Raw genomic sequence first — 19,958 nt, forward strand, 5'->3', positions numbered from 1 at the left:
GTCAGTCAGCTATGAAATTAAGTAATCTCTCTATTAAATCAAAACTTATCTCCATCGTCATTTTATCGGTTGTTCTATTGGTAATGGCGTCATCTTTCAACCTAATGCAACAACGTGAAAGCTCAATGCAAGAGCGCCAAGATAAACTCAGTGCTCAAGTCGAAACCGCGGTCAGCTTAGCGAGCTACTATTACAGCCAACGTAACGTGCTCGGTGAAGAAGTAGCAAAGAAACAAGCGCTGCAAGCGATTGACACGCTTCGCTACGACACCAACAATTATTTCTGGATCTTAAACCAACAACTCAACGTTGTTATCCATCCATTAAAACCTGAACTCAATGGCAAGAACGCAGGTAACTTTAAAGATGGTGCAGGTAAACACCACTGGCGTGAGATGGTCACCATTTCACGTACCCCAGAGGAGAAAGGGTTTCTTGATTATCAATGGATGAGCCCGCAAGGTGAACTCAAAGACAAGATCTCATATGTACAGCTATTCCCTGAGTGGAATTGGATTGTTGGGTCGGGAATCTTAGTTGCGGATATTCAAGACGCTTTCTATGCACTAGCGCTCAAAGAGGGACTGGTCGCAGTTGTATTATCAGGCCTGTTGTTTGCTATGGGCTACGCGATTTCTAACAATATCCTTGTGCCACTTAACAAGCTTATCGACAACACCCATAAGATTGCAGATGGGGATCTTCGTGTACGCATGAACATGACACGCAAAGATGAACTGGGCGATATGAGTAATCAAATTGATACCATGCTCAACAAGTTACAAAGCACGCTTCGTACAGCGAATGAATCAGCAAGTTTATCCAGCAACATGGCGAGTCACATTGCACAAGCCAGTGAAGAGGCTGCGACCAGTGTTAACTCACAGCATGCACAGCTTGAGTTGCTATCGACAGCGATGACAGAAATGAGTGCCACCATTTCTGATGTCGCTGTTAATGCTGAAAATACTGCCGCAAGCACCAATAAGGTTGTCGAGCACGCAAATCAGAACGACCAGAACATGCAAGTAACGTCTAAAACCATATCTCAAGTTTCAGAAAATATATCTACGGCAAACGAATTGGTAAGAGACCTACAATCGGGTGTTAGCGAGATAAGCCAAGTGGTGAGCGTGATACGTGATGTATCTGAGCAAACTAACTTGTTAGCGCTTAATGCGGCAATAGAAGCAGCCCGAGCAGGTGAGCAAGGAAGAGGGTTCGCGGTAGTCGCAGATGAAGTCCGTAACCTCGCAAGCCGCACTCAAAACTCAACCAATGAAGTTCAATCGACGATTGAAAAACTGACTCAGCAAGCCGAGCGTACCTTTAAAGCAATGCAAAGCAGCAATGAGAAAGTCGATCACAGTGTTGTCGCGTCTAACGAAACTCGCCAACAACTCGATGTGATAGTGAATGAGCTTCATAACGCCAACGACATGGTCGCACAGATCGCCGCCGCATCGGAGCAACAAAGCACGGTAGCAACCGAAATGAGTGAAAGTGTTACTGGGATTCATCTGGCGGCTAACGAAGTACTGCAAGCTTCACAGTCGTTAGCTGAGGATAGCCAGAAAATGGCCAACACCACAGAACACCTTACTGATCAGTTGAAGTACTTTAGGGTTTAACCGCTAAGTTTTTTTATAACGGACTATGCCGGTCACAGGTTTCTTATCTTCAAGAGATGAATCCAAGAAGCCCATAACAAAACACCTCCGTACTTGAGATAAGTTCGGAGGTGTTTTCGTTTGTAGATAACTGGATTGTTAGCTCGCTCAACAAAAGAAGAGCATTAAGAAAAAGAAGAGTGTTAAGCCAATCTTGTTAATGTGCAGTCACTGAAATCTTCGGAGGGTTGATATTGTGTTTTCTAAACTCTTTCATCACACGCAAGGTAATATCGGTTTCAAACAGCTTCTCATACGCCGTGTCGACCACATAGGCCTTACAAGTTAGCTGTATCGCCAGGTAGTTATCCGTAATCGTCTGTTTGACCAGAACCGTAACAGGCTTCGGCAAATGGATGTAACGACTAGAAGACGCCGCTTCTTGAATCAAGTCTCGAGCTAGGGTGATGTCTTCATTCATACCGACATAAAATGGAATCACCACCTGCATATCCAGCGCGCCATAGTTACCACTAGTCGTTACTTCGTTTAAGAACTTGTTGTTCGGGATCGTGATAATGTCGTCGTTCAGGGTTCTCATTCGAACAGAACGCAAACCAATGGTAATGATGTCGCCATAGTTACCTTCGAACGTGACGCGGTCACCAACTTGAAAAGGTCTGTCAATCATCACCGTGATACCGGCGATGAATGACGCAGCCAAGTCTTTAAGCGCAAAGCCGACCGACACGGCGAGGGTACCACCAATCAAAGCTAAGATTTGATCGTTGATTCGAAAGCTCATCATGAACACGATAAGACCGGTGCTCACGTAAATAAAGAACTGAGTAAACGACTGCAGTTTCTGTAGCAGCATTCGATATTGCACGAACTGACTACCAAAACTGGTCACCAACGAATTGATGAACTTAAGCAACAACCACATTGCGGCAATAACGATCATGGAGAAGAACACGCCGCTCCAACGCACTAAACTCGCAATCTTTGAGATGTTTTCTACGTTAGCTAACTCTTCCGTCGCGAAGGTCGGGAAACTGACAACACTTGCCAAGCCAACAAATAGTAGGATAAATAACTTCTTCATTTTACTTCACCAGTAGATGTTGACGGTCGAGAACATTAGTAATGTGGCGGAACCAGTGCTCAGAAATTCGAGCCTTTTCTTCATGCCAACCAATATAACCACGGCTTTCAAAATAACGTAGAATCCCGGTTATCTCTGCAATGCTCAGCTGAGTACATTCAGACAACACTTCCGGAGACGCTATCTCCAGTTGTACGATAGAGCGAAGTACAGCCAGCATAGGTTTTGGCATATTCTCTAGTTCCTGCGCTTCAGGAACATGGAACAGACGCACCACGGCTTGATCTGTCTCTTTATTGCGGTTCAAAGAGAGCCTAAAGAATCGCAGCGCAACGGTAGGGTTGCCATCAGAGTAGTGCCACAAGATTCGATAGAAGCCTTGGCGTGCACGTTCTTCTTCACTCATGTCATCTTGATCCCACTGCTTAGGGACAACTAAACCATCAAACGATAACGGCTTTTCAAGATCGGTATTGATGCGGCTAGTCAGTAGCTCACCAACTTGTTTCTCTGTCCAACGTGGTAGGAAACACACCAAGTCAAACAGCAGACGCTCGCCACGCGCTCTATCAACAAATCGCCAGCTTGATTTGGCAATCGATATCACGACACGGTGATTCTTTTTAGAACGACGGAGAAGGTTGGTTAAACGAATCAAATCAGACAGGCCACCGACCATTGGCTTAACCAATCGTTGGGCATTATCAATCGCAATTAAGTACGTGGTGTTACTTTTACGTAGGTGCGCCAATATCTGAATCTCAGTCGCTTCTTCTTCCAAGCCGATGCTCACGGCTAGATGCGCTAAGAGCTCTTGGTAACCCGCGTAAGGGCAACTCACGTAAACAGGCTCTGCGTTGGATACTTTATGCAGCAAGGTATAAAGCAGCGTTGTAGCGCCCACACCACGTTCGCCTGAAACAATACAAATAGCAGGGCTGTCCGACATCAAATAACGAGAGAGTTGCTTAACCTCATCGCCCGCGTAATCAATTAAGGTGCTATCGATATTACCCGGCAGAATGTACTCATAGGTTTTGTCTCCTTTGATTCGAACCAAGTTTTGTTGGTTTTTATCAAGATCCGACTGTTTAGCCACTTCGATTCGAAAGAGATAGGCTAAGGCCTGACTAAACAACGTGTAACTAGAAAGCAATGCCATGATTCGATGTTGGAAGTTGTAAACACTCAACCAGACGATTCCAATTGCCGTCGCCAGTATATTAAGTAAGAAGGTTTCCTTACGGTTTACCGCCCAGTTAACCCACACCGGACGATCGGAGATGTGTTGCAGCGTATCGAAGACTTTCGCTCTCCATAATCTCAGTACCGATATCGTGACCAGCACGAACCAGAAAAACAGCGCACTGTAGATCCAGCTGTAAATGGTGCCTTTACCCAGTGTGATGCTCGATATCTGCAAAGTCAGACCTGCAACAATAATACTCCAAACATAGCGACGAATAGTCGATAGTCTCAGCGCGATGACTTCTTGGTTTGATGTGCGACCCAAACGATACGCAAATTCAAGAATAAAGCTGATAGCAATCGAACCACCTAGAATCCACCACGTGAATATTTCTAGGAAAATCAGGTGCTGCAGGCTAGGGATGCTAGAAAGCACTCTCAAAGAAAGTGTGATAGCGATTAACCAAGCAATCGCACGCTCAGCGCGGCTGATATACCAAATCACACGAACCAGAAAAGGAGGGTTCGTTTTCGCTTCGAGAAAGTTAACTCTAAACAACTCAATCAAGCGAGTGCTGTTGGCAAGCCACCATACTAAACCAAAGTAAATGAACAGCACCTTTAGAGAAGCCCAAATGACAGGCACTGGAGAAATAAAAATGTCTTTAACTAATGCTTTAAAGCTACGAATTTGGAAGTAAACAAGATACTCAATATTGAGCTTGGTTAATTCCCACTCTTGTTTAAATTGAGTCACGCCGTATGGGCCAAAACCGGTTAAGCGCTCTTTATTCGCAGAGTTTGTCTGCTCTAAAAGATGCTGTTTACTTACGTTCAAGCTATTCAATGTGACGTAGCTCGTTTGCACGGAAAACCATTGTTCTGCGTCGTTGTTATCTCTATAGGCTTTTACCTGTTGCTCGAAGGTTTTGATTTCCAGCTTTTGAACTCGCAGAACTTCGGCAAGTAAAATGTTGACTTGGCGTCTGTCCGACTGCTCCATAAAGAGTGGGTCAGGCAGGGAATCAATACGCTTATCCAGATCTACAGCAGTATTAGAGACCTGAGGCTGAGATTGTAAGTCATATTCCAAGTTGGCATGACTAGGCCAAGAGAGAATGGCCAAAGTGAAGATTAAGAAGCGCGAAAGTGAACGCATAAAAGTCTCTTAGAATTATGAGGTTAGGATTACTATAGTTAGTTAATCTTACTTTGTGAAATCCAACCCCGTATCGGGGGCGAGTACTTTATTCCCGTTTCGGCTGATTTTGTCATGAAATTGTCAGAGATTAGGCTAGTCTTGCCTATGTCTGTTGTTGCTTTGATTGGGTTAGTTTTACTGTGACAAACCAGTACACGATATATTCAATGATTGGCATGATTTGGGACGTTATATACCGCCCATTATGGGGGGCTGTTCGATATTTTGTTTTTCCTGAAAGTAGATGGTTTTTTAACGACAAATAGAAAATCAAAAATGTGAGTCAGCTCAAACTATGATTTGGCTAGGTTATCACTCACTTAATGGCGAGTAATTGCAATCAGGACTTGCAGTTAAAGCCCCGAAGAAGTAACGTTGCGGCGTTTTTCACATTAAAAAGGTAACGGCATTGATCTCCACAGCAAATATCACCCAACAATTCGGCGCTAAGCCACTTTTCGAAAATATTTCAGTTAAGTTCGGCGAAGGCAACCGCTACGGTTTAATCGGCGCGAATGGCTGTGGTAAATCGACGTTCATGAAGATCCTATCTGGTGAACTTGAGCCAAGTGCAGGTAACGTAAGCTACGATCCAAATGAGCGCGTTGCTAAGCTAAACCAAGACCAGTTTGCTTATGAAGAATTCACGGTAATCGACACGGTTATCATGGGTCACAAAGAGCTTTGGGCGATCAAGCAAGAGCGTGACCGCATTTACTCTTTGCCTGAAATGAGCGAAGAAGACGGCATGAAAGTAGCTGATCTTGAAGTTCAGTTCGCTGAAATGGACGGTTACATGGCAGAAGCGAAAGCGGGTGAGCTTCTTCTTGCGGTAGGTATTGAAGAATCACTGCACTTCGGTCTAATGAGCGAAGTAGCACCGGGTTGGAAACTTCGTGTTCTATTGTCTCAAGTACTGTTTGCAGACCCGCATATCATGCTTCTTGACGAACCAACGAACAACCTGGACATGGACACCATCAAGTGGTTGGAAGATACGCTAAACCAACGTAACTGCACAATGATCATCATTTCGCATGACCGTCACTTCCTAAACTCAGTTTGTACACATATGGCTGACCTTGATTACGGCGCACTTCGTCTGTTCCCTGGTAACTACGATGAGTACATGACAGCAGCGACACAAGCTCGTGAACGTCTACTTTCTGACAACGCGAAGAAGAAAGCACAAATTGCTGAACTTCAAACGTTCGTTTCTCGTTTCTCTGCTAACGCATCTAAAGCGAAACAAGCGACATCTCGTGCTAAACAGATCGACAAGATTCAACTAGATGAAGTAAAAGCGTCTAGCCGTCAAAACCCATTCATCCGTTTCGAACAGTCTAAAGAGCTATTCCGTAACGCGCTTGTGGTTGAAAACCTATCTCAAGGTTTTGAAGAAGACCTATACAACAAGTTCGATGCGATTTTCGAAGTTGGTGAGCGTGTTGCTATCATCGGTGAGAACGGTGTGGGTAAAACAACACTACTTAACACACTAGCGGGTGCTCTAGAAGCACGTACTGGTGAATATAAGTGGTCTGAAAACTCAAACATCGGTTACTACGCTCAAGATCACGCACATGATTTTGAAGAAGATCTAAACCTGTTTGACTGGATGAGCCAATGGCGTCAAGAAGGCGAAGACGAGCAAGTTGTTCGTAGCTTCCTAGGTCGTATGCTGTTTGGCCAAGACGATATCAAGAAGTCGGTAAAGGTTATCTCTGGTGGTGAGCAAGGTCGTATGCTTCTTGGCAAGATCATGATGCACAAGCCAAACATCCTGCTAATGGATGAACCAACAAACCACATGGATATGGAATCTATCGAAGCGCTTAACTTGGCTCTTGAGAACTACAAAGGCACATTGTTCTTCGTATCTCACGACCGTGTATTCGTAGACTCTCTAGCGACTCGTGTTCTTGAAATCAAAGACGGCAAGATCAACGATTTCCGCGGTACTTACGCAGAATTCTTGAAAGCACGTGCTTAGTACGCATTAAACATGAATACGTAATACAACGTTAGTACGTATCCCTGATTAAAAAGGCCTCTATCTTTATGAATAAGATAGAGGCCTTTTGTTTTTCATATCAGTTTTTTATATCAATCTCTTTGTATTAAAAAACGTCGAGTGGTTGGTCGCAAATACCTTTACTCATCAATACTTACACTGCTCATTAATACTTAAACTGCGCGACAATCTTCTCAAGCTTCACACTCACGCTCGATACTTGTTCACTACAACGAACTGACCCTGAAACCACGGTATGAGTATCACTGGCTAAATGAGCGATATCGGTAATGTTCCGATCGATGTCCGCTGAAACCATGGATTGCTCTTCAGACGCCGTGGCAATCTGGCTGTTTAAGTCGAACATCTCTCCAACTTGAAAGTGTATACCTTCAATCGCATTTACCACATCTTTGGTTTGGTGTTTAACTAACCCCGTTTGTTCTAGGCTTACCGACATCTTAGCGACCGTTTTTGCTATTCCAGACGTTAGGCCATGAATGGTCGATTCAATTTGATGGGTTGAATCGTTAGTCATTAGCGAAAGTTCTCTCACTTCAGAGGCCACGACTGCAAACCCGCGTCCATGGTCACCAGCACGCGCAGCTTCTATCGCCGCATTTAGCGCGAGTAGGTTAGTTTGTTCCGCAATACCTTGAATGGTAGTGACGACTTGGTTGATTTCACGACTCTGGTCTTCGAGCTGAACAATTAGGTTTTGAGACTCTGCAATATTCTCGGCCAACACATTAATGCTGTCATTGGTTGCGTGGGTTTCTTGTAACGCCTGATGTGCATTGTCTTTGATCTTCTCAGCGTTCATCGCTGCGTTTTCTATGTTCGCCGTCACCTCATTACTGGTCATAACCAGCTCATTAACTGCCGTCGCTACTGATTCAGATTGTTGCTTCTGCTTCTCAGCATTACTCATACTTTTGATTGCCGCTTCTTCAGAGCTACACGAACTATCGGTCAACACCGTCATCACGCCGGATAGCTCTTTGATGTTACCGTGCAGTTTATTGATGAAGGTATCGAACGAGTGAGCAAGTTGTGCGAGTTCGTCATTGCCTTTGGCATTCATGCGAACGGTTAAGTCACCATCTCCACTGGCGATTGATTCCATCATCACGTTTATCGCTTTGATTCGCGCAAGTATGTTGCGACCAATGAACACCAACAATAAAGAGAGCAGAGCGACGATGGCGGCACCAAACAGATGCAATGTATTTTTGGTATGTGTACTCGCCGCTGTGATGGCTTGGCTTATCTCGGTTTGTACGGCTTCAATGGCTTGTTCTGTTTGGTGGACGTTGCTACGTAAGGCGCCTCTAAGACCGAGTTCTGCCGATAAACCTAAATTGGTGTTAGCCAACAGAAGCATTTCAACCGCAGCTTTGTAATCCGAATAGGCTTGCTCTGTCGCAACCGACGTTTGAGAATAGGGTTCAAACTCTTTAAGAGCATCAGCTAACGCCATATGTGTTTGGTCATTAATATGAGCGAGATAGTGGAAGTCTTTTTCAATCAACTCTAACAGCGCAAGCTCTAAAGCCAAACTCGATTCAGATTCGATCGCTGATTTTAACGCGGTTCTTTTGCCATCTAACGCAGCGACAAAGCCTAAAGGTGCGGTCGTACGTTCAATGTTACTTACTTGTTCGACGATTTGGTGAAATTGCTTTTGATATTGATGGAGAGTGTCCGAAATCCGTGTCATTTGGTCAGACAGGTGCAGCTCATGCGAGGTGAGAGTCTGGTTCAACGTCACCAATCTTTGATTCAATGTGTCGGCGGTTTTATCGAAACGCTCTGCGTATTTTTGATCGTGGCGAGACAAAAAGTCTTTCTCATGTCGCCTAAGCGTTAATAAATCAACTGAACTTCTGAGATTTTCGGTAGCAGCGATCTCCAATGATTCCAATTTGTCTAAGCTGAACTGCTCGTAGATGGCATAGATAAAAACAGAAATAAACAGGGTGAGGTTGATTAAAATAAACTTACTGCGAATAGAAAGAGACAGCAAACGATGCTGAGGTTCCGATGGATTGTTCATGGTTAACTCCCTTTAGCCTATGACGTTTCATGTCCATCAATGTTTAATAGTTATTAGATACATTTAAATGATGGATATGTAACTAATAGCTTATAGAGCTCGTAAAGCAAGATTGGTTTCGTATTGAAAGTTAAGGAGATGTAATTGTGTAAAGAAACGGAATTAATAGCCTTATGCGCTTAACTTAAATTGGGCATCATCGTTTCGCGAACCAACGACTTATCCCTACTTAAATAAAAATGCCGTTCATCAACCTTAATGAACGGCATTGTTTATTCACTCGTAGCAGGGGGGAGATCTAGTCTTCTGACGACGCTTGCTCACCCTTTACATCAAAATCGATCTTGTCTGCGCCCGTGAAGACTTGGAAGCGTAGACCTTTAGCACGAGCAATCGTGGTGATACCGAACTTCTGCGCCAAATCTAAGCCCATTTGGGTCACACCAGAACGCGATAGAAGAACAGGGATACCCATCTGCGCAACCTTAATCACCATCTCAGAAGTCAAACGACCTGTAGTGTAAAAGATTTTGTCTTCACCTGACTCCTTGTTAAGCCACATCTCACCAGCCAATGTGTCAACGGCATTGTGACGGCCTACATCCTCCACAAACGACAACACTTGGTCGTCTTTGCAAACAGCACAACCGTGCACCGCGCCTGCTTTCTTGTAGGTATCGTTGTAATGAGTCAACGCTTCAAGCGCTGTGTAGATTTCAGATTGCTTAATCTTGTTTTGAGGCACCTGGTAATCTTCCAACTGCTTCATCACGTTGCCATACATGGTACCTTGACCGCAGCCAGAGGTTACTGTTTTCTTCTTAAGCGCTTGCTCAAGTTGGCTTGTATCTTCTTTGGTGATAACCGCTGCAGAGCTGGTTTCCCAATCGATGATAATAGATTCAACCGCTTCTGGGTCGGAAAGGAAGCTTTGGTTTTTCAAATAGCCCAATACTAATGACTCCGGACGAGAGCCCAATGTCATTAACGTTACGATCTCTTTCCAGTTCAACATAACGGTAAGAGGGCGTTCACAAGCGATCTGTTTGGTTAGCTTCTCACCATATTCATCAAACACTTCAACTTCGATTGTTTGAAGTGGGTTTTCGCTAGTTTTTATTATGTTTGGTTTTACCACAATCACTTCCTACTTAATGAGATAGGGTTGTAACAAGAGGGTCTAACGCCGATCTTGTTAATCGATTCTTTAACTCATGCTTAAAGCAAATCTTATTCCAAAATAACGGGTATTCAGGAAAACATGAAGCATTCGATTAAAATAGCGCAAAATATGAGAGTTCACCGAGTGGAGTTGTATGAATTTACGTGTATCGACTACCGTTATAGATACGACTCAATAACGAAAACCATTATGTAAGATGGTAAAAGTTAACGTGTATTGGCGTGTTTATTGCTTTATAGCGCTTATATGATTGAGCTAAGTACAAAATGTCCTAAGCACATTCAGACCAAAGAAAATCAATTGGGTGAAGTATGTCTGAGATAAAAGAATTCAAAGAACACTATGAAAAAACAGAAGCAGCTTGGCCAATAGGTGTCCAAAGAATAGAGAAAGAGATCAAGACAGGTATCTGGGTAACCACTCAATGGGAATTGATGGGGTTTGAACTATCACCAGAAGATGACGCCCCAGACGTTTGTTTGCTTCAGTTACACAAAGACGAGCGTACTGACTATCGTTTCAACCTAAGCTCTCAGCAACCTAAGCTTTTCTTAGTGATGGATAATGTCGATTCTGGTGTTAAGCCAGTTATTCAGTTACTTACAGCATCACAAACCGTTGCAGGGCAATACATGGACGGTGACAATCAAGTCCTTTCATACGACATTCCTTTGCCCGTACAGGCTTGGATGGAAGCATTCATCGGTCGTCATGGCGAACTACTAGAAGCAAGACGTAAAAAACGTAAAGGCGCGGGTCGATCAAATGGCAACTAACTTTTTTAGCCGTTGGTCTCAACGAAAGCTTGATGAATCGACTGGTAAAGCACTTGAAGCGGAACAAACACTTGAGGATACCGAGCTTACTTCCTCAAAGGCTTCTTCTGCTGCTTCATCTATAGACGTAGAAACATCGGAATCACTAGAACGTGGGACTTTAGAAAATGAGTCTCCAGAACACAATGAAGATGCTCATGCTGTCGATTCTCAAGCTATTGACTCTCAGGAGATAGCATCAGAAACGACTGAAGACTTGTCTGTTGCTCAATTATTGGTGTCAGAAGCCTCAGAAAGCGTAAAAAAAGCCGCATTGCGTAAATTATTCCTTTCAGAAGAATTCAATGTTCGTGATGGTTTAGATGATTACGACGACGATTACAGTAATTTAAAGTCTCTTTCTGAAGGGGTTGCGGAAACCCTGCGTGATTGGGTTACAGACAAAACGGAAGAAGACACTACACCAGAAGAAGAGCAAGTTATTGATAATAAAGATGAAGATGAAGTTTTAGGAAATTCTGAAAGCGATTTTGAGGTATCTGATAATAAACTTGAAACGTCAGAAAGTGCCGAAATAACCGAACAAGAAAAAGAACTGTATAAAAAAACAGTAGCAGATATTAACACTACAATGTCAGACGAAGCTGACCTGAAAGAGATGGGACAAAATATACCACACAAAGAATAGGTACATTTTGACTAAACACTCAATGAACCGCTTGCGACAAAATGTCCCAAGCGGTTTTTTTATACGCACAATAAACGCTATAAATCATTAAGTAACTGATATATATGGGTTATTAAATTGGCATGGCATTTGCTTAATAACGTTTATTATCAACTTTTTTGTAGATAGGCGAATTCATAGTCTGACGATCGAGACACTGGCTAAAGGGTTAGTTGTTAACGAATTACTCAGCAAGTTCTCTATCGCTTACTACAATGAAGGTTGAACAGATTATCCATGTCCAAAGATGGAACTGAGCAATGCTTAAACAATTATTAGAACAAGCAACTTCAAATAACGCTAAAGCAAGGCTGTATGCATTTGAAAATACAGTTGAGTTAACAAATCTGATTCCACCGACAGTAAGTTATGAAAGTGGTGGTAATACGCTAATTATTGGTCCAACTGCGATCATTGAAAGTGCTGCGGCTCAATTACCTCAATTGACGAGCTTAACCTTATTGTCGACAGACGGCGAAAAGGGCAAAAACCCAGAACTGTACTTCGCGAATTCGGTTCAAGTATCCGGTTTCCTTGGTACGTTTGAAGTTGTGATTGAGAGTAAAGGCACATCAAGCAACTTGGCGAAAATCGCGATTAATCACGATTGTTTCGATGTTGTTCTAGACCTATGTCTGAATAGCTGCATGACAGAAGAAGTGCCTGTACCAGGTTATTACCCAGTGGGCCGAGGCTATCCAAAACTGGCCGAAGCACTGGAAGAGATTCCAACGCTAATGGGCACATTTGATAAGCCTAAGTTCTTCCGTTTAGACACTGACCTTTGTGCGCACAGTTCTCGTGGCGTAAAAGGGTGTGAACGTTGTGTTGACGCTTGTCCTGCTGGCGCACTATCAAGTGAAGGCTCAGACAAAACAGGTCACAAGATCGAGATTAACCCTTATCTATGTCAAGGCGTAGGAACTTGTGCAACAAGCTGTCCTACAGAAGCGATTACCTATGCGCTTCCAAACCCTGACGATACTCAAAAGTTCATTGAACGTACGCTAGCTAACTATGAACATGCGGGCGGTCTGGATCCAATCGTACTTATCTGTAGCTCTCGTCATGAGACTTACAATGTAATGGCGCTAAAAGCACTACCAGATAACGTTATTCCAATCGTGGTTGAAGAACTGCCTTCTATTGGTATTGATACTTGGTTTGCAGCGCTAGTGAATGGGGCGACTCAGGTTCTGTTTGCTGCCTCTCGTTTTATGCCAGAGACGATCATTCGTGTTCTGAATAACGAAGTCGGGATTGCTCAAGAGCTACTAGACCAAATCGGTGTTCCAAAAGAAACCATCGATATCCTGTATTTAGAGTCTCTACGTGAAGGGCCTCCAACACTGTGCGTTGATTCTTTCGACCTTGCACTTGGCGATCTTCAAGGCAACAAACGTCAACGTCTATTCACTGCACTCGATGCTATGTCTTCATCTCGCATTCCTGTCGAGAATATCGTTGAACTTCCTTCGAATGCACCATACGGCACGGTTTCGTGTGAAAGCAAAGATTGTACTTTGTGTATGAGTTGTGTGGCTGTGTGTCCTACACGTGCTCTTCATACTGACGGTGCTTCTCCATCACTTAAGTTTGTAGAACAAGACTGTATTCAATGTGGTCTGTGTGAAAAGGCATGTCCTGAAAATGTTCTGACTCTTACGCCTCGTATGAACTGGGTAAAAGAAGAACGTCAAAAAGCAGTTGTGATTCATGAAGAGAAAGCTGCGGAATGTGTACGTTGCCATAAACCATTCGCACCTCAGTCTATGATTGACATGTTACAGAACAAGTTACGCGGTCACTCTCACTTTTCAGATGAAGCAGCGATTAATCGTATTGCTATGTGTGAAGACTGCCGTGTGGTGGATATGTTCGATTCAATGGCTCAAGACCCATTGAAACAATTGAAATACTAGGAGTTAGCCTTGGAAACGAATTTGGATCAGGCACAAGAACAGACACTAAGAACTGAGATCTATTTGGTTCTATCCGCACTGTTTCGCAGCGCACCTTCTGAAGAAGTGATCGACTTTCTAAAAACGCTCGATATTGAAGCGTCTGAAAGCGCAATGCAAAAGGCTTGGATTGCCATTCAACAAGCGGCAACAGAATCAAACCGTGAAGCGCTTGAAGACGAATATCAAGATTTGTTCATCGGTATTGGGCGTGGAGAAGTCGTTCCATTTGGTTCTTGGCATCGCACTGGCGCCATGATGGAAAAACCATTGGCAGAGATTCGTCATGACTTAGAGCTGTTAGGCATTGAGCGTGACGATCAAGTGAAAGAGCCAGAAGATCACATCGCAGCACTGTGTGAAGTGATGGCTATGCTAACGGCTGAAGAAGAAGCACTGCAACGGGCGGTATTCAATAAGCACCTTGGCCCTTGGTTTAACTCTTTCACGCGTCAGCTTGAAGGGGCAGAAAGCGCGAACTTCTACAAATCGGCCGCTCAACTGTGTGAAGCATTCTTAACGTTAGAACAAGTGCGTTTTAGCGTGAATACAAAAAGCAGTAAGCACAAATTAAAGATTGATGTGAAAAACGTCACTGATTACGAGTAATCGAGCAGTACGCGATTATATCGATAGAGGGGCATTAAGCCTCCAAAAAAAGATCTACCGTAAGGTAAGGAAGCAATGATGAAAGATAATAAAGATATAAATACAAGCCGTAGGGATCTACTCAAAGGCTTGACGACTGCAGCCGTTGCTGGTGCCGTTGTCGCTGGTACAACTAAAGTGGCAACCGCTTCAGAAACTGTTGAAATTTCGAAAGAAGACGTGAAGAAGACAGGGTATCGTGAGACGCAACACATTCGCGATTACTACGACACACTTTAGGAGATAACGGATGAAACTTGTCAAACGCTCCGATAGTGTGAGCAAAGAAACCAATCAGCTAGGTGTGTCTCGACGTGCCTTCATGAAAAACACTTCATTAGCTGCTGGTGGTGCAGTGGTAGGCGCAAGTCTATTTGCACCAGGTATGATGAAGAAAGCACAGGCTAAATCAGTTGATCCAGAAGCGAAAACAGAAGTGAAACGTACTATCTGTTCTCACTGTTCTGTGGGTTGTGGTATCTACGCTGAAGTTCAAAATGGCGTATGGACAGGTCAAGAGCCTGCATTCGATCACCCATTCAACGCTGGTGGACACTGTGCGAAAGGTGCAGCACTTCGTGAGCACGGCCACGGTGAACGTCGTCTTAAGTACCCAATGAAATTGGAAGGCGGTAAGTGGAAGAAGCTTTCTTGGGAACAAGCGATTGAAGAGATCGGTAACAAAGCGCTAGAACTTCGTAAAGAGTCTGGCCCTGATTCGGTTTACTTCCTAGGTAGTGCAAAGCACAGCAACGAGCAAGCTTACGCATTCCGTAAGATGGCGTCGCTTTGGGGAACGAACAACGTTGACCACCAAGCGCGTATTTGTCACTCAACCACAGTAGCCGGTGTTGCAAACACTTGGGGTTACGGTGCAATGACCAACTCGTTCAATGATATGCACAACTGTAAGTCGATGCTGTTCATTGGTTCAAACCCAGCAGAAGCTCACCCAGTGGCAATGCAACACATCCTAATCGCGAAAGAGAAGAACAACTGTAAGATCGTTGTTGCGGATCCTCGTCGTACACGTACTGCTGCTAAATCTGATCACTATGTATCACTTCGCCCAGGTTCAGACGTTGCGTTTATCTGGGGTGTGTTATGGCATGTCTTTGCTAACAAATGGGAAGACCAAGAATTCATCCGCCAACGTGTATTCGGCATGGACGAGATCCGTGAAGAAGTCGCGAAGTGGAGCCCAGCAGAAGTTGAACGTGTAACAGGCGTAAGCGAAGAAGACGTTTACCACACAGCGAAACTGCTTTCTGAAAACCGTCCGGGTTGTATCGTTTGGTGTATGGGTGGTACTCAACACACCACAGGTAACAACAACACACGTGCTTACTGTGTACTTGAGCTTGCGCTAGGTAACATCGGTAAATCAGGCGGCGGTGCAAACATCTTCCGTGGTCACGATAACGTACAGGGTGCAACTGACCTTGGCGTACTTTCTGACACACTTCCAGGCTACTACGGCTTGTCTGAAGGCTCTTGGCGTCACTGGTCGAAAGTTTGGGATATCGACTTTGATTGGATCAAAGGCCGTTTCGACGACAACGCATACGGCGGTCAAAAACCAATGAACAGTGCAGGTATTCCTGTCTCTCGTTGGGTTGATGGTGTACTTGAAGACAAAGACAAGATTCGTCAACGCGAAAACATCCGCGCGATGTTCTACTGGGGTCACGCAGTGAACTCTCAAACTCGTGGTCCAGAGATGAAGAAAGCGATGCAGAAGCTGGATATGATGGTTATTGTTGACCCATACCCAACGGTTGCAGCGGTAATGAATGATCGTACTGACGGCGTTTACCTGCTACCAGCGACGACTCAGTTTGAAACCTACGGCAGTGTAACGGCATCGAACCGTTCTCTACAGTGGCGTGACAAGGTGGTAGATCCTCTGTTCGAATCTAAGCCTGACCACGAAATCATGTACCTTCTTTCTAAGAAGCTTGGTTTCTCTGATCAGCTGTTCAAGAACATCCGTGTTGAGAACAACCAACCATTGATTGAAGACATTACTCGTGAATTCAACAAAGGTATGTGGACGATCGGTTACACAGGTCAAAGCCCAGAACGTTTGAAAGAGCACCAACAGAACTGGCATACATTCCACAAAACGTCTCTGGAAGCAGAGGGCGGGCCTGCAAATGGTGAGACTTACGGTCTTCCTTGGCCATGTTGGGGTACGCCAGAAATGAAACACCCAGGCACACATATCCTTTACGATACGTCTAAGACTGTCGCTGAAGGTGGTGGTAACTTCCGCACTCGTTTCGGTGTTGAGTTTGAAGGTCAAAACCTACTGGCTGAAGACAGCTACTCGAAAGGCAGCGAAATCAAAGATGGCTACCCTGAGTTCAGTGACAAACTACTGAAACAACTGGGTTGGTGGGATGACCTAACAGCAGAAGAGAAAGCCTCTGCTGAAGGTAAAAACTGGAAGACCGACGTTTCTGGCGGTATTCAACGTGTGGCTATCAAGCACGGTTGTATCCCGTTTGGTAATGCAAAAGCGCGTGCGATTGTTTGGACATTCCCAGACCGCGTGCCACTGCACCGTGAGCCGCTTTACACACCACGTCGCGACCTAGTTGCTGACTACCCAACATGGGATGACAAAGAGGCGATCTTCCGTGTACCTACGCTTTACAAGTCGATTCAAGAGCAAGACAAATCTGGTGAATACCCGATTATCCTGACTTCTGGTCGTCTGGTTGAGTACGAAGGTGGTGGTGAAGAGACACGTTCTAACCCTTGGCTAGCAGAACTTCAACAAGAGATGTTCGTTGAAGTGAACCCGAAAGACGCGAACGACATCGGCTTTAAAGACGGTGATGATGTTTGGGTTGAGGGTGCTGAGAAGGGCCGAATTAAGGTGAAAGCGATGGTTACACGTCGTGTGAAACCGGGGCTGGCATTCATCCCATTCCACTTCGGTGGTAAGTTCCAAGGCGAAGATTTGCGTTCTAAATACCCAGAAGGCACTGATCCTTACGTTATTGGTGAAGCTGCTAACACAGCAACCACATACGGTTACGACCCTGTCACGTTGATGCAGGAAACGAAAGTAACCCTTTGTAATATTCGTAAAGCGTAAGGAGTCTTAAAATGGCTAGAATGAAATTTCTTTGTGACACCAAGCGTTGTATCGAATGTAACGGTTGTGTCACTGCATGTAAGAATGAAAATGATGATGCTCTGGAATGGGGTATTCAACGTCGTCGCGTTGTGACATTGAACGATGGCGAACCGGGTGAAAACTCTATCTCAGTAGCGTGTATGCACTGTACTGATGCGCCTTGTATGGCAGTTTGTCCTGCAGACTGTTTTGAACATACAGAAGACGGCATCGTACTTCACAATAAAGATCTTTGTATCGGTTGTGGTTACTGCTTGTTTGCTTGTCCGTTTGGCGCACCTCAATTCCCTAAACAGGAAGCGTTTGGTGAGCGCGGTAAGATGGACAAATGTACCTTCTGTGCTGGCGGCCCAGAAACAGAGCCAGGTTCTGTTGAGGAGCGTCAAAAGTACGGTGCGAACCGTATTGCAGAAGGCAAACTGCCAATGTGTGCTTCGCTTTGTTCAACCAAAGCACTGCTAGCGGGTGACGCAGAGAAAGTTTCTGATGTTTTCCGTCAGCGTGTAGTTGAACGTGGTGCGAAAGGTGCAGGTTGGACAGACGGCAACGACCTTTCTTACGATGCGACTAAGAGCTAAGTAGGAGAGACATATGCTTACAATGTTTAAGCGTCTCTTCCTTGTTGTGCTGCCTATGTTGGCAGCACTAACAATGCTTTCTCCTATGAGTCATGCATCTGAGACGAACTCATCACAAACTCAATCGAGCTCTGCTCAACGAGAAATCACTCAACTTGCTGGTGCCGATTTTTGGCGACAAGTAAGAAATGGTGAAGAAGGTTACACCACATCTCAATCGGCTGAACACGGTGTGTTAATCAGTACTCCAGGTCAGACGTGGTACATATTGAAAGAGAAGTGGATGTCACCAGCCGGTGCCGTCGCTATCTTTGGCAGTATTGCTTTCGTGACTTTGATGTACGTTGTGATTGGACCGCTAATGCTAAGCGCACCAAGAACAGGTCGTAAGATCAAACGTTGGTCTCGACTTGATCGTGCATTGCACTGGAGCATGGCGTTTACCTTCTTAACACTGGCATTCAGTGGTTTGATGTTGGTTTACGGTAAACACTTCTTGAAACCTTATATCCCAACGGATCTATGGGGCTTCATTGTTCTACTGGCTAAGCAATACCACAACTACATCGGACCGATTTTCTATGTGCTGTTGATGGCTGTTCTGATCAAGTGGTGGCGCAAGTCTATCTTTAAGATGGTCGATATCCAGTGGTTCATGAAACTGGGTGGCATGGTAGGGAAACATAAAGGTTCTCACCCATCTGCAGAGTTCTCGAACGCGGGTGAAAAAGCACTGTTCTGGCTATTGATTGTTATGGGTAGTGTGGCTGCGATCAGTGGCTTGGTTTTAGACTTCCCAATCTTCGGTCAAACGCGTCGAGATATGGAGCTTTCAAACCTAGTCCATATGTTAGCTGCTTTGATCCTTATCTGTGGTTTCGTGTTCCACATCTACATCGGCTTGTTCGGTATGGAAGGGGCACTAGAAGGCATGGTAACAGGCGAAGTTGATGAGACTTGGGCTAAAGAGCACCATGACCTTTGGTACAAAGAAGTGATGGAACAAGAGAAAAACGGCGTTGAGCAAAGCGCTAACGCAGCAACAGAGAAAACGGAAGGGGTGAATAAGAATGAACAAACCTCATAAAGGTATTTGGGTCGCTTACATACTAAGCTGCTTTACACCATTTACTTGCCTTCTCTCTGGTGTGGTTGCCATCATCTACGCGGGCTATCGTTTAGATAAAGGCGAAGACGGGGAAGTAGTGGATACCCATTACTACGGACTGATTCGCTCGTTCTTCTTGAACCTGACGTTCTTCGTGGTGCTTATCGTAACGGTAGCGACCTCTAATGGCGTGTTAATCGGTGTGAACGATTACTGGTATCAAAACCATATTATCGATGACATCGCTTACTACATTCCATATGTAGGCATGTTGTTCGGTGGTGTTGCGATTGTGGTTTGGTTTATCCGTATGTACCAAGGCATGCAGCGTTTAAGTCAAAACCTACCGCAAAGCCCGTCGACAGGGCCAAACCTGTAACGCTAACACGTTAACGACATATCTAAAGAAAGCCCAGTGATTCAAATTCACTGGGCTTTTTGTTTTTAGGCTATGGAACAGTAAATTGTTGTCAGCCGCTCTCTGTATCAGAACCTACTTATTGGCCGCTTCAATATGGTGCAACTCCCTTATTTGGTGCAATTGTCGTGGTTGTTTTTTCAATTTTTAATAACCATAAAAGTGCACGTAAATATTTAGACCCTAATAATCAACGACTTAAAATTAAAATCTGTTGCACGAAAATTACCCTTAACA

15 protein-coding genes are annotated in these 19,958 nt (G+C 44.5%); 11 read left to right on the forward strand and 4 right to left on the reverse strand.

Going from position 1 to position 19,958, the window contains the following annotated elements; genetic code table 11:
• The first annotated feature begins 11 nt into the window (after positions 1 to 11).
• On the forward strand, positions 12 to 1,631 hold the full coding sequence (locus tag ACED45_RS09655) for a methyl-accepting chemotaxis protein (RefSeq protein ID WP_371713874.1): 1,620 nt from the start codon (positions 12 to 14) through the stop codon (positions 1,629 to 1,631).
• Between the two features lie 196 nt (positions 1,632 to 1,827).
• Here ACED45_RS09655 and ACED45_RS09660 read toward each other — a convergent pair whose 3' ends face one another.
• Positions 1,828 to 2,715, reverse strand: a complete 888-nt coding sequence (locus tag ACED45_RS09660; protein ID WP_017077251.1) for a mechanosensitive ion channel family protein — start codon at positions 2,713 to 2,715, stop codon at positions 1,828 to 1,830.
• A 1-nt stretch (position 2,716) separates the two neighbouring features.
• Entirely contained in the window at positions 2,717 to 5,062 is a 2,346-nt protein-coding gene (locus ACED45_RS09665; protein WP_371713875.1) for an ATP-binding protein, read from the reverse strand.
• Positions 5,063 to 5,513: 451 nt separating this feature from the next.
• Here ACED45_RS09665 and ACED45_RS09670 point away from each other — a divergent pair, with 451 nt between their 5' ends.
• On the forward strand, positions 5,514 to 7,097 hold the full coding sequence (locus ACED45_RS09670; RefSeq protein ID WP_017077249.1) for an ABC-F family ATPase: 1,584 nt from the start codon (positions 5,514 to 5,516) through the stop codon (positions 7,095 to 7,097).
• Between the two features lie 187 nt (positions 7,098 to 7,284).
• Here ACED45_RS09670 and ACED45_RS09675 read toward each other — a convergent pair whose 3' ends face one another.
• Positions 7,285 to 9,174 (reverse strand): methyl-accepting chemotaxis protein, encoded by a 1,890-nt coding sequence (locus tag ACED45_RS09675; RefSeq protein ID WP_371713876.1) that lies wholly within the window; start codon positions 9,172 to 9,174, stop codon positions 7,285 to 7,287.
• Between the two features lie 298 nt (positions 9,175 to 9,472).
• Positions 9,473 to 10,312 carry a formate dehydrogenase accessory sulfurtransferase FdhD gene (gene fdhD, locus ACED45_RS09680; protein ID WP_285954920.1) on the reverse strand — a complete coding sequence of 280 codons (840 nt, stop codon included), beginning with the start codon at positions 10,310 to 10,312 and terminating at the stop codon, positions 9,473 to 9,475.
• Positions 10,313 to 10,668: 356 nt separating this feature from the next.
• Here fdhD and ACED45_RS09685 point away from each other — a divergent pair, with 356 nt between their 5' ends.
• The 9 genes from ACED45_RS09685 to ACED45_RS09725 all read left to right on the forward strand — a co-directional run bounded on the left by ACED45_RS09685 (position 10,669) and on the right by ACED45_RS09725 (position 19,682).
• Positions 10,669 to 11,133: a DUF3305 domain-containing protein gene (locus ACED45_RS09685; RefSeq protein WP_371713877.1), complete on the forward strand. Its 465-nt coding sequence runs from the start codon at positions 10,669 to 10,671 to the stop codon at positions 11,131 to 11,133.
• Positions 11,123 to 11,821 carry a DUF3306 domain-containing protein gene (locus ACED45_RS09690; protein ID WP_371713878.1) on the forward strand — a complete coding sequence of 233 codons (699 nt, stop codon included), beginning with the start codon at positions 11,123 to 11,125 and terminating at the stop codon, positions 11,819 to 11,821. Before ACED45_RS09685 ends, ACED45_RS09690 begins: the two co-directional genes overlap by 11 nt.
• 299 nt (positions 11,822 to 12,120) lie before the next feature.
• The gene (locus ACED45_RS09695; RefSeq protein ID WP_371713879.1) at positions 12,121 to 13,782 is read left to right on the forward strand and encodes a 4Fe-4S dicluster domain-containing protein; all 1,662 of its coding nucleotides are present in this window, start codon (positions 12,121 to 12,123) and stop codon (positions 13,780 to 13,782) included.
• Positions 13,783 to 13,791: 9 nt separating this feature from the next.
• Positions 13,792 to 14,430: a TorD/DmsD family molecular chaperone gene (locus tag ACED45_RS09700; protein ID WP_371713880.1), complete on the forward strand. Its 639-nt coding sequence runs from the start codon at positions 13,792 to 13,794 to the stop codon at positions 14,428 to 14,430.
• Positions 14,431 to 14,508: 78 nt separating this feature from the next.
• Entirely contained in the window at positions 14,509 to 14,709 is a 201-nt protein-coding gene (locus ACED45_RS09705; protein ID WP_008217926.1) for a twin-arginine translocation signal domain-containing protein, read from the forward strand.
• Positions 14,710 to 14,719: 10 nt separating this feature from the next.
• Positions 14,720 to 17,575, forward strand: a complete 2,856-nt coding sequence (locus tag ACED45_RS09710) for a formate dehydrogenase subunit alpha (RefSeq protein ID WP_048665029.1) — start codon at positions 14,720 to 14,722, stop codon at positions 17,573 to 17,575.
• A gap of 11 nt (positions 17,576 to 17,586) precedes the next feature.
• The gene (gene fdh3B / locus ACED45_RS09715) at positions 17,587 to 18,195 is read left to right on the forward strand and encodes a formate dehydrogenase FDH3 subunit beta (RefSeq protein ID WP_004742271.1); all 609 of its coding nucleotides are present in this window, start codon (positions 17,587 to 17,589) and stop codon (positions 18,193 to 18,195) included.
• Between the two features lie 13 nt (positions 18,196 to 18,208).
• Positions 18,209 to 19,282, forward strand: a complete 1,074-nt coding sequence (locus ACED45_RS09720; RefSeq protein ID WP_012603931.1) for a formate dehydrogenase subunit gamma — start codon at positions 18,209 to 18,211, stop codon at positions 19,280 to 19,282.
• Complete coding sequence (locus ACED45_RS09725; RefSeq protein WP_055318798.1) at positions 19,266 to 19,682, forward strand: hypothetical protein; 417 nt, start codon at positions 19,266 to 19,268, stop codon at positions 19,680 to 19,682. The genes ACED45_RS09720 and ACED45_RS09725 overlap by 17 nt, the downstream gene beginning before the upstream one ends.
• The last annotated feature ends 276 nt before the right edge of the window (positions 19,683 to 19,958 follow it).

The sequence above is a fragment of the Vibrio crassostreae genome (assembly GCF_041439375.1).
Taxonomy (GTDB): domain Bacteria; phylum Pseudomonadota; class Gammaproteobacteria; order Enterobacterales; family Vibrionaceae; genus Vibrio; species Vibrio crassostreae_D.

What these genes read in the sequence shown, in the direction of transcription:
- ACED45_RS09655 (WP_371713874.1), top strand. Translation starts at nt 12, where the DNA reads ATGAAATTAAGTAATCTCTCTATTAAATCAAAACTTATCTCCATCGTC.
- ACED45_RS09660 (WP_017077251.1), bottom strand. Translation starts at nt 2,715, where the DNA reads ATGAAGAAGTTATTTATCCTACTATTTGTTGGCTTGGCAAGTGTTGTC.
- ACED45_RS09665 (WP_371713875.1), bottom strand. Translation starts at nt 5,062, where the DNA reads ATGCGTTCACTTTCGCGCTTCTTAATCTTCACTTTGGCCATTCTCTCT.
- ACED45_RS09675 (WP_371713876.1), bottom strand. Translation starts at nt 9,174, where the DNA reads ATGAACAATCCATCGGAACCTCAGCATCGTTTGCTGTCTCTTTCTATT.
- ACED45_RS09685 (WP_371713877.1), top strand. Translation starts at nt 10,669, where the DNA reads ATGTCTGAGATAAAAGAATTCAAAGAACACTATGAAAAAACAGAAGCA.
- ACED45_RS09690 (WP_371713878.1), top strand. Translation starts at nt 11,123, where the DNA reads ATGGCAACTAACTTTTTTAGCCGTTGGTCTCAACGAAAGCTTGATGAA.
- ACED45_RS09695 (WP_371713879.1), top strand. Translation starts at nt 12,121, where the DNA reads ATGCTTAAACAATTATTAGAACAAGCAACTTCAAATAACGCTAAAGCA.
- ACED45_RS09705 (WP_008217926.1), top strand. Translation starts at nt 14,509, where the DNA reads ATGAAAGATAATAAAGATATAAATACAAGCCGTAGGGATCTACTCAAA.
- ACED45_RS09710 (WP_048665029.1), top strand. Translation starts at nt 14,720, where the DNA reads ATGAAACTTGTCAAACGCTCCGATAGTGTGAGCAAAGAAACCAATCAG.
- fdh3B (WP_004742271.1), top strand. Translation starts at nt 17,587, where the DNA reads ATGGCTAGAATGAAATTTCTTTGTGACACCAAGCGTTGTATCGAATGT.
- ACED45_RS09720 (WP_012603931.1), top strand. Translation starts at nt 18,209, where the DNA reads ATGCTTACAATGTTTAAGCGTCTCTTCCTTGTTGTGCTGCCTATGTTG.
- ACED45_RS09725 (WP_055318798.1), top strand. Translation starts at nt 19,266, where the DNA reads ATGAACAAACCTCATAAAGGTATTTGGGTCGCTTACATACTAAGCTGC.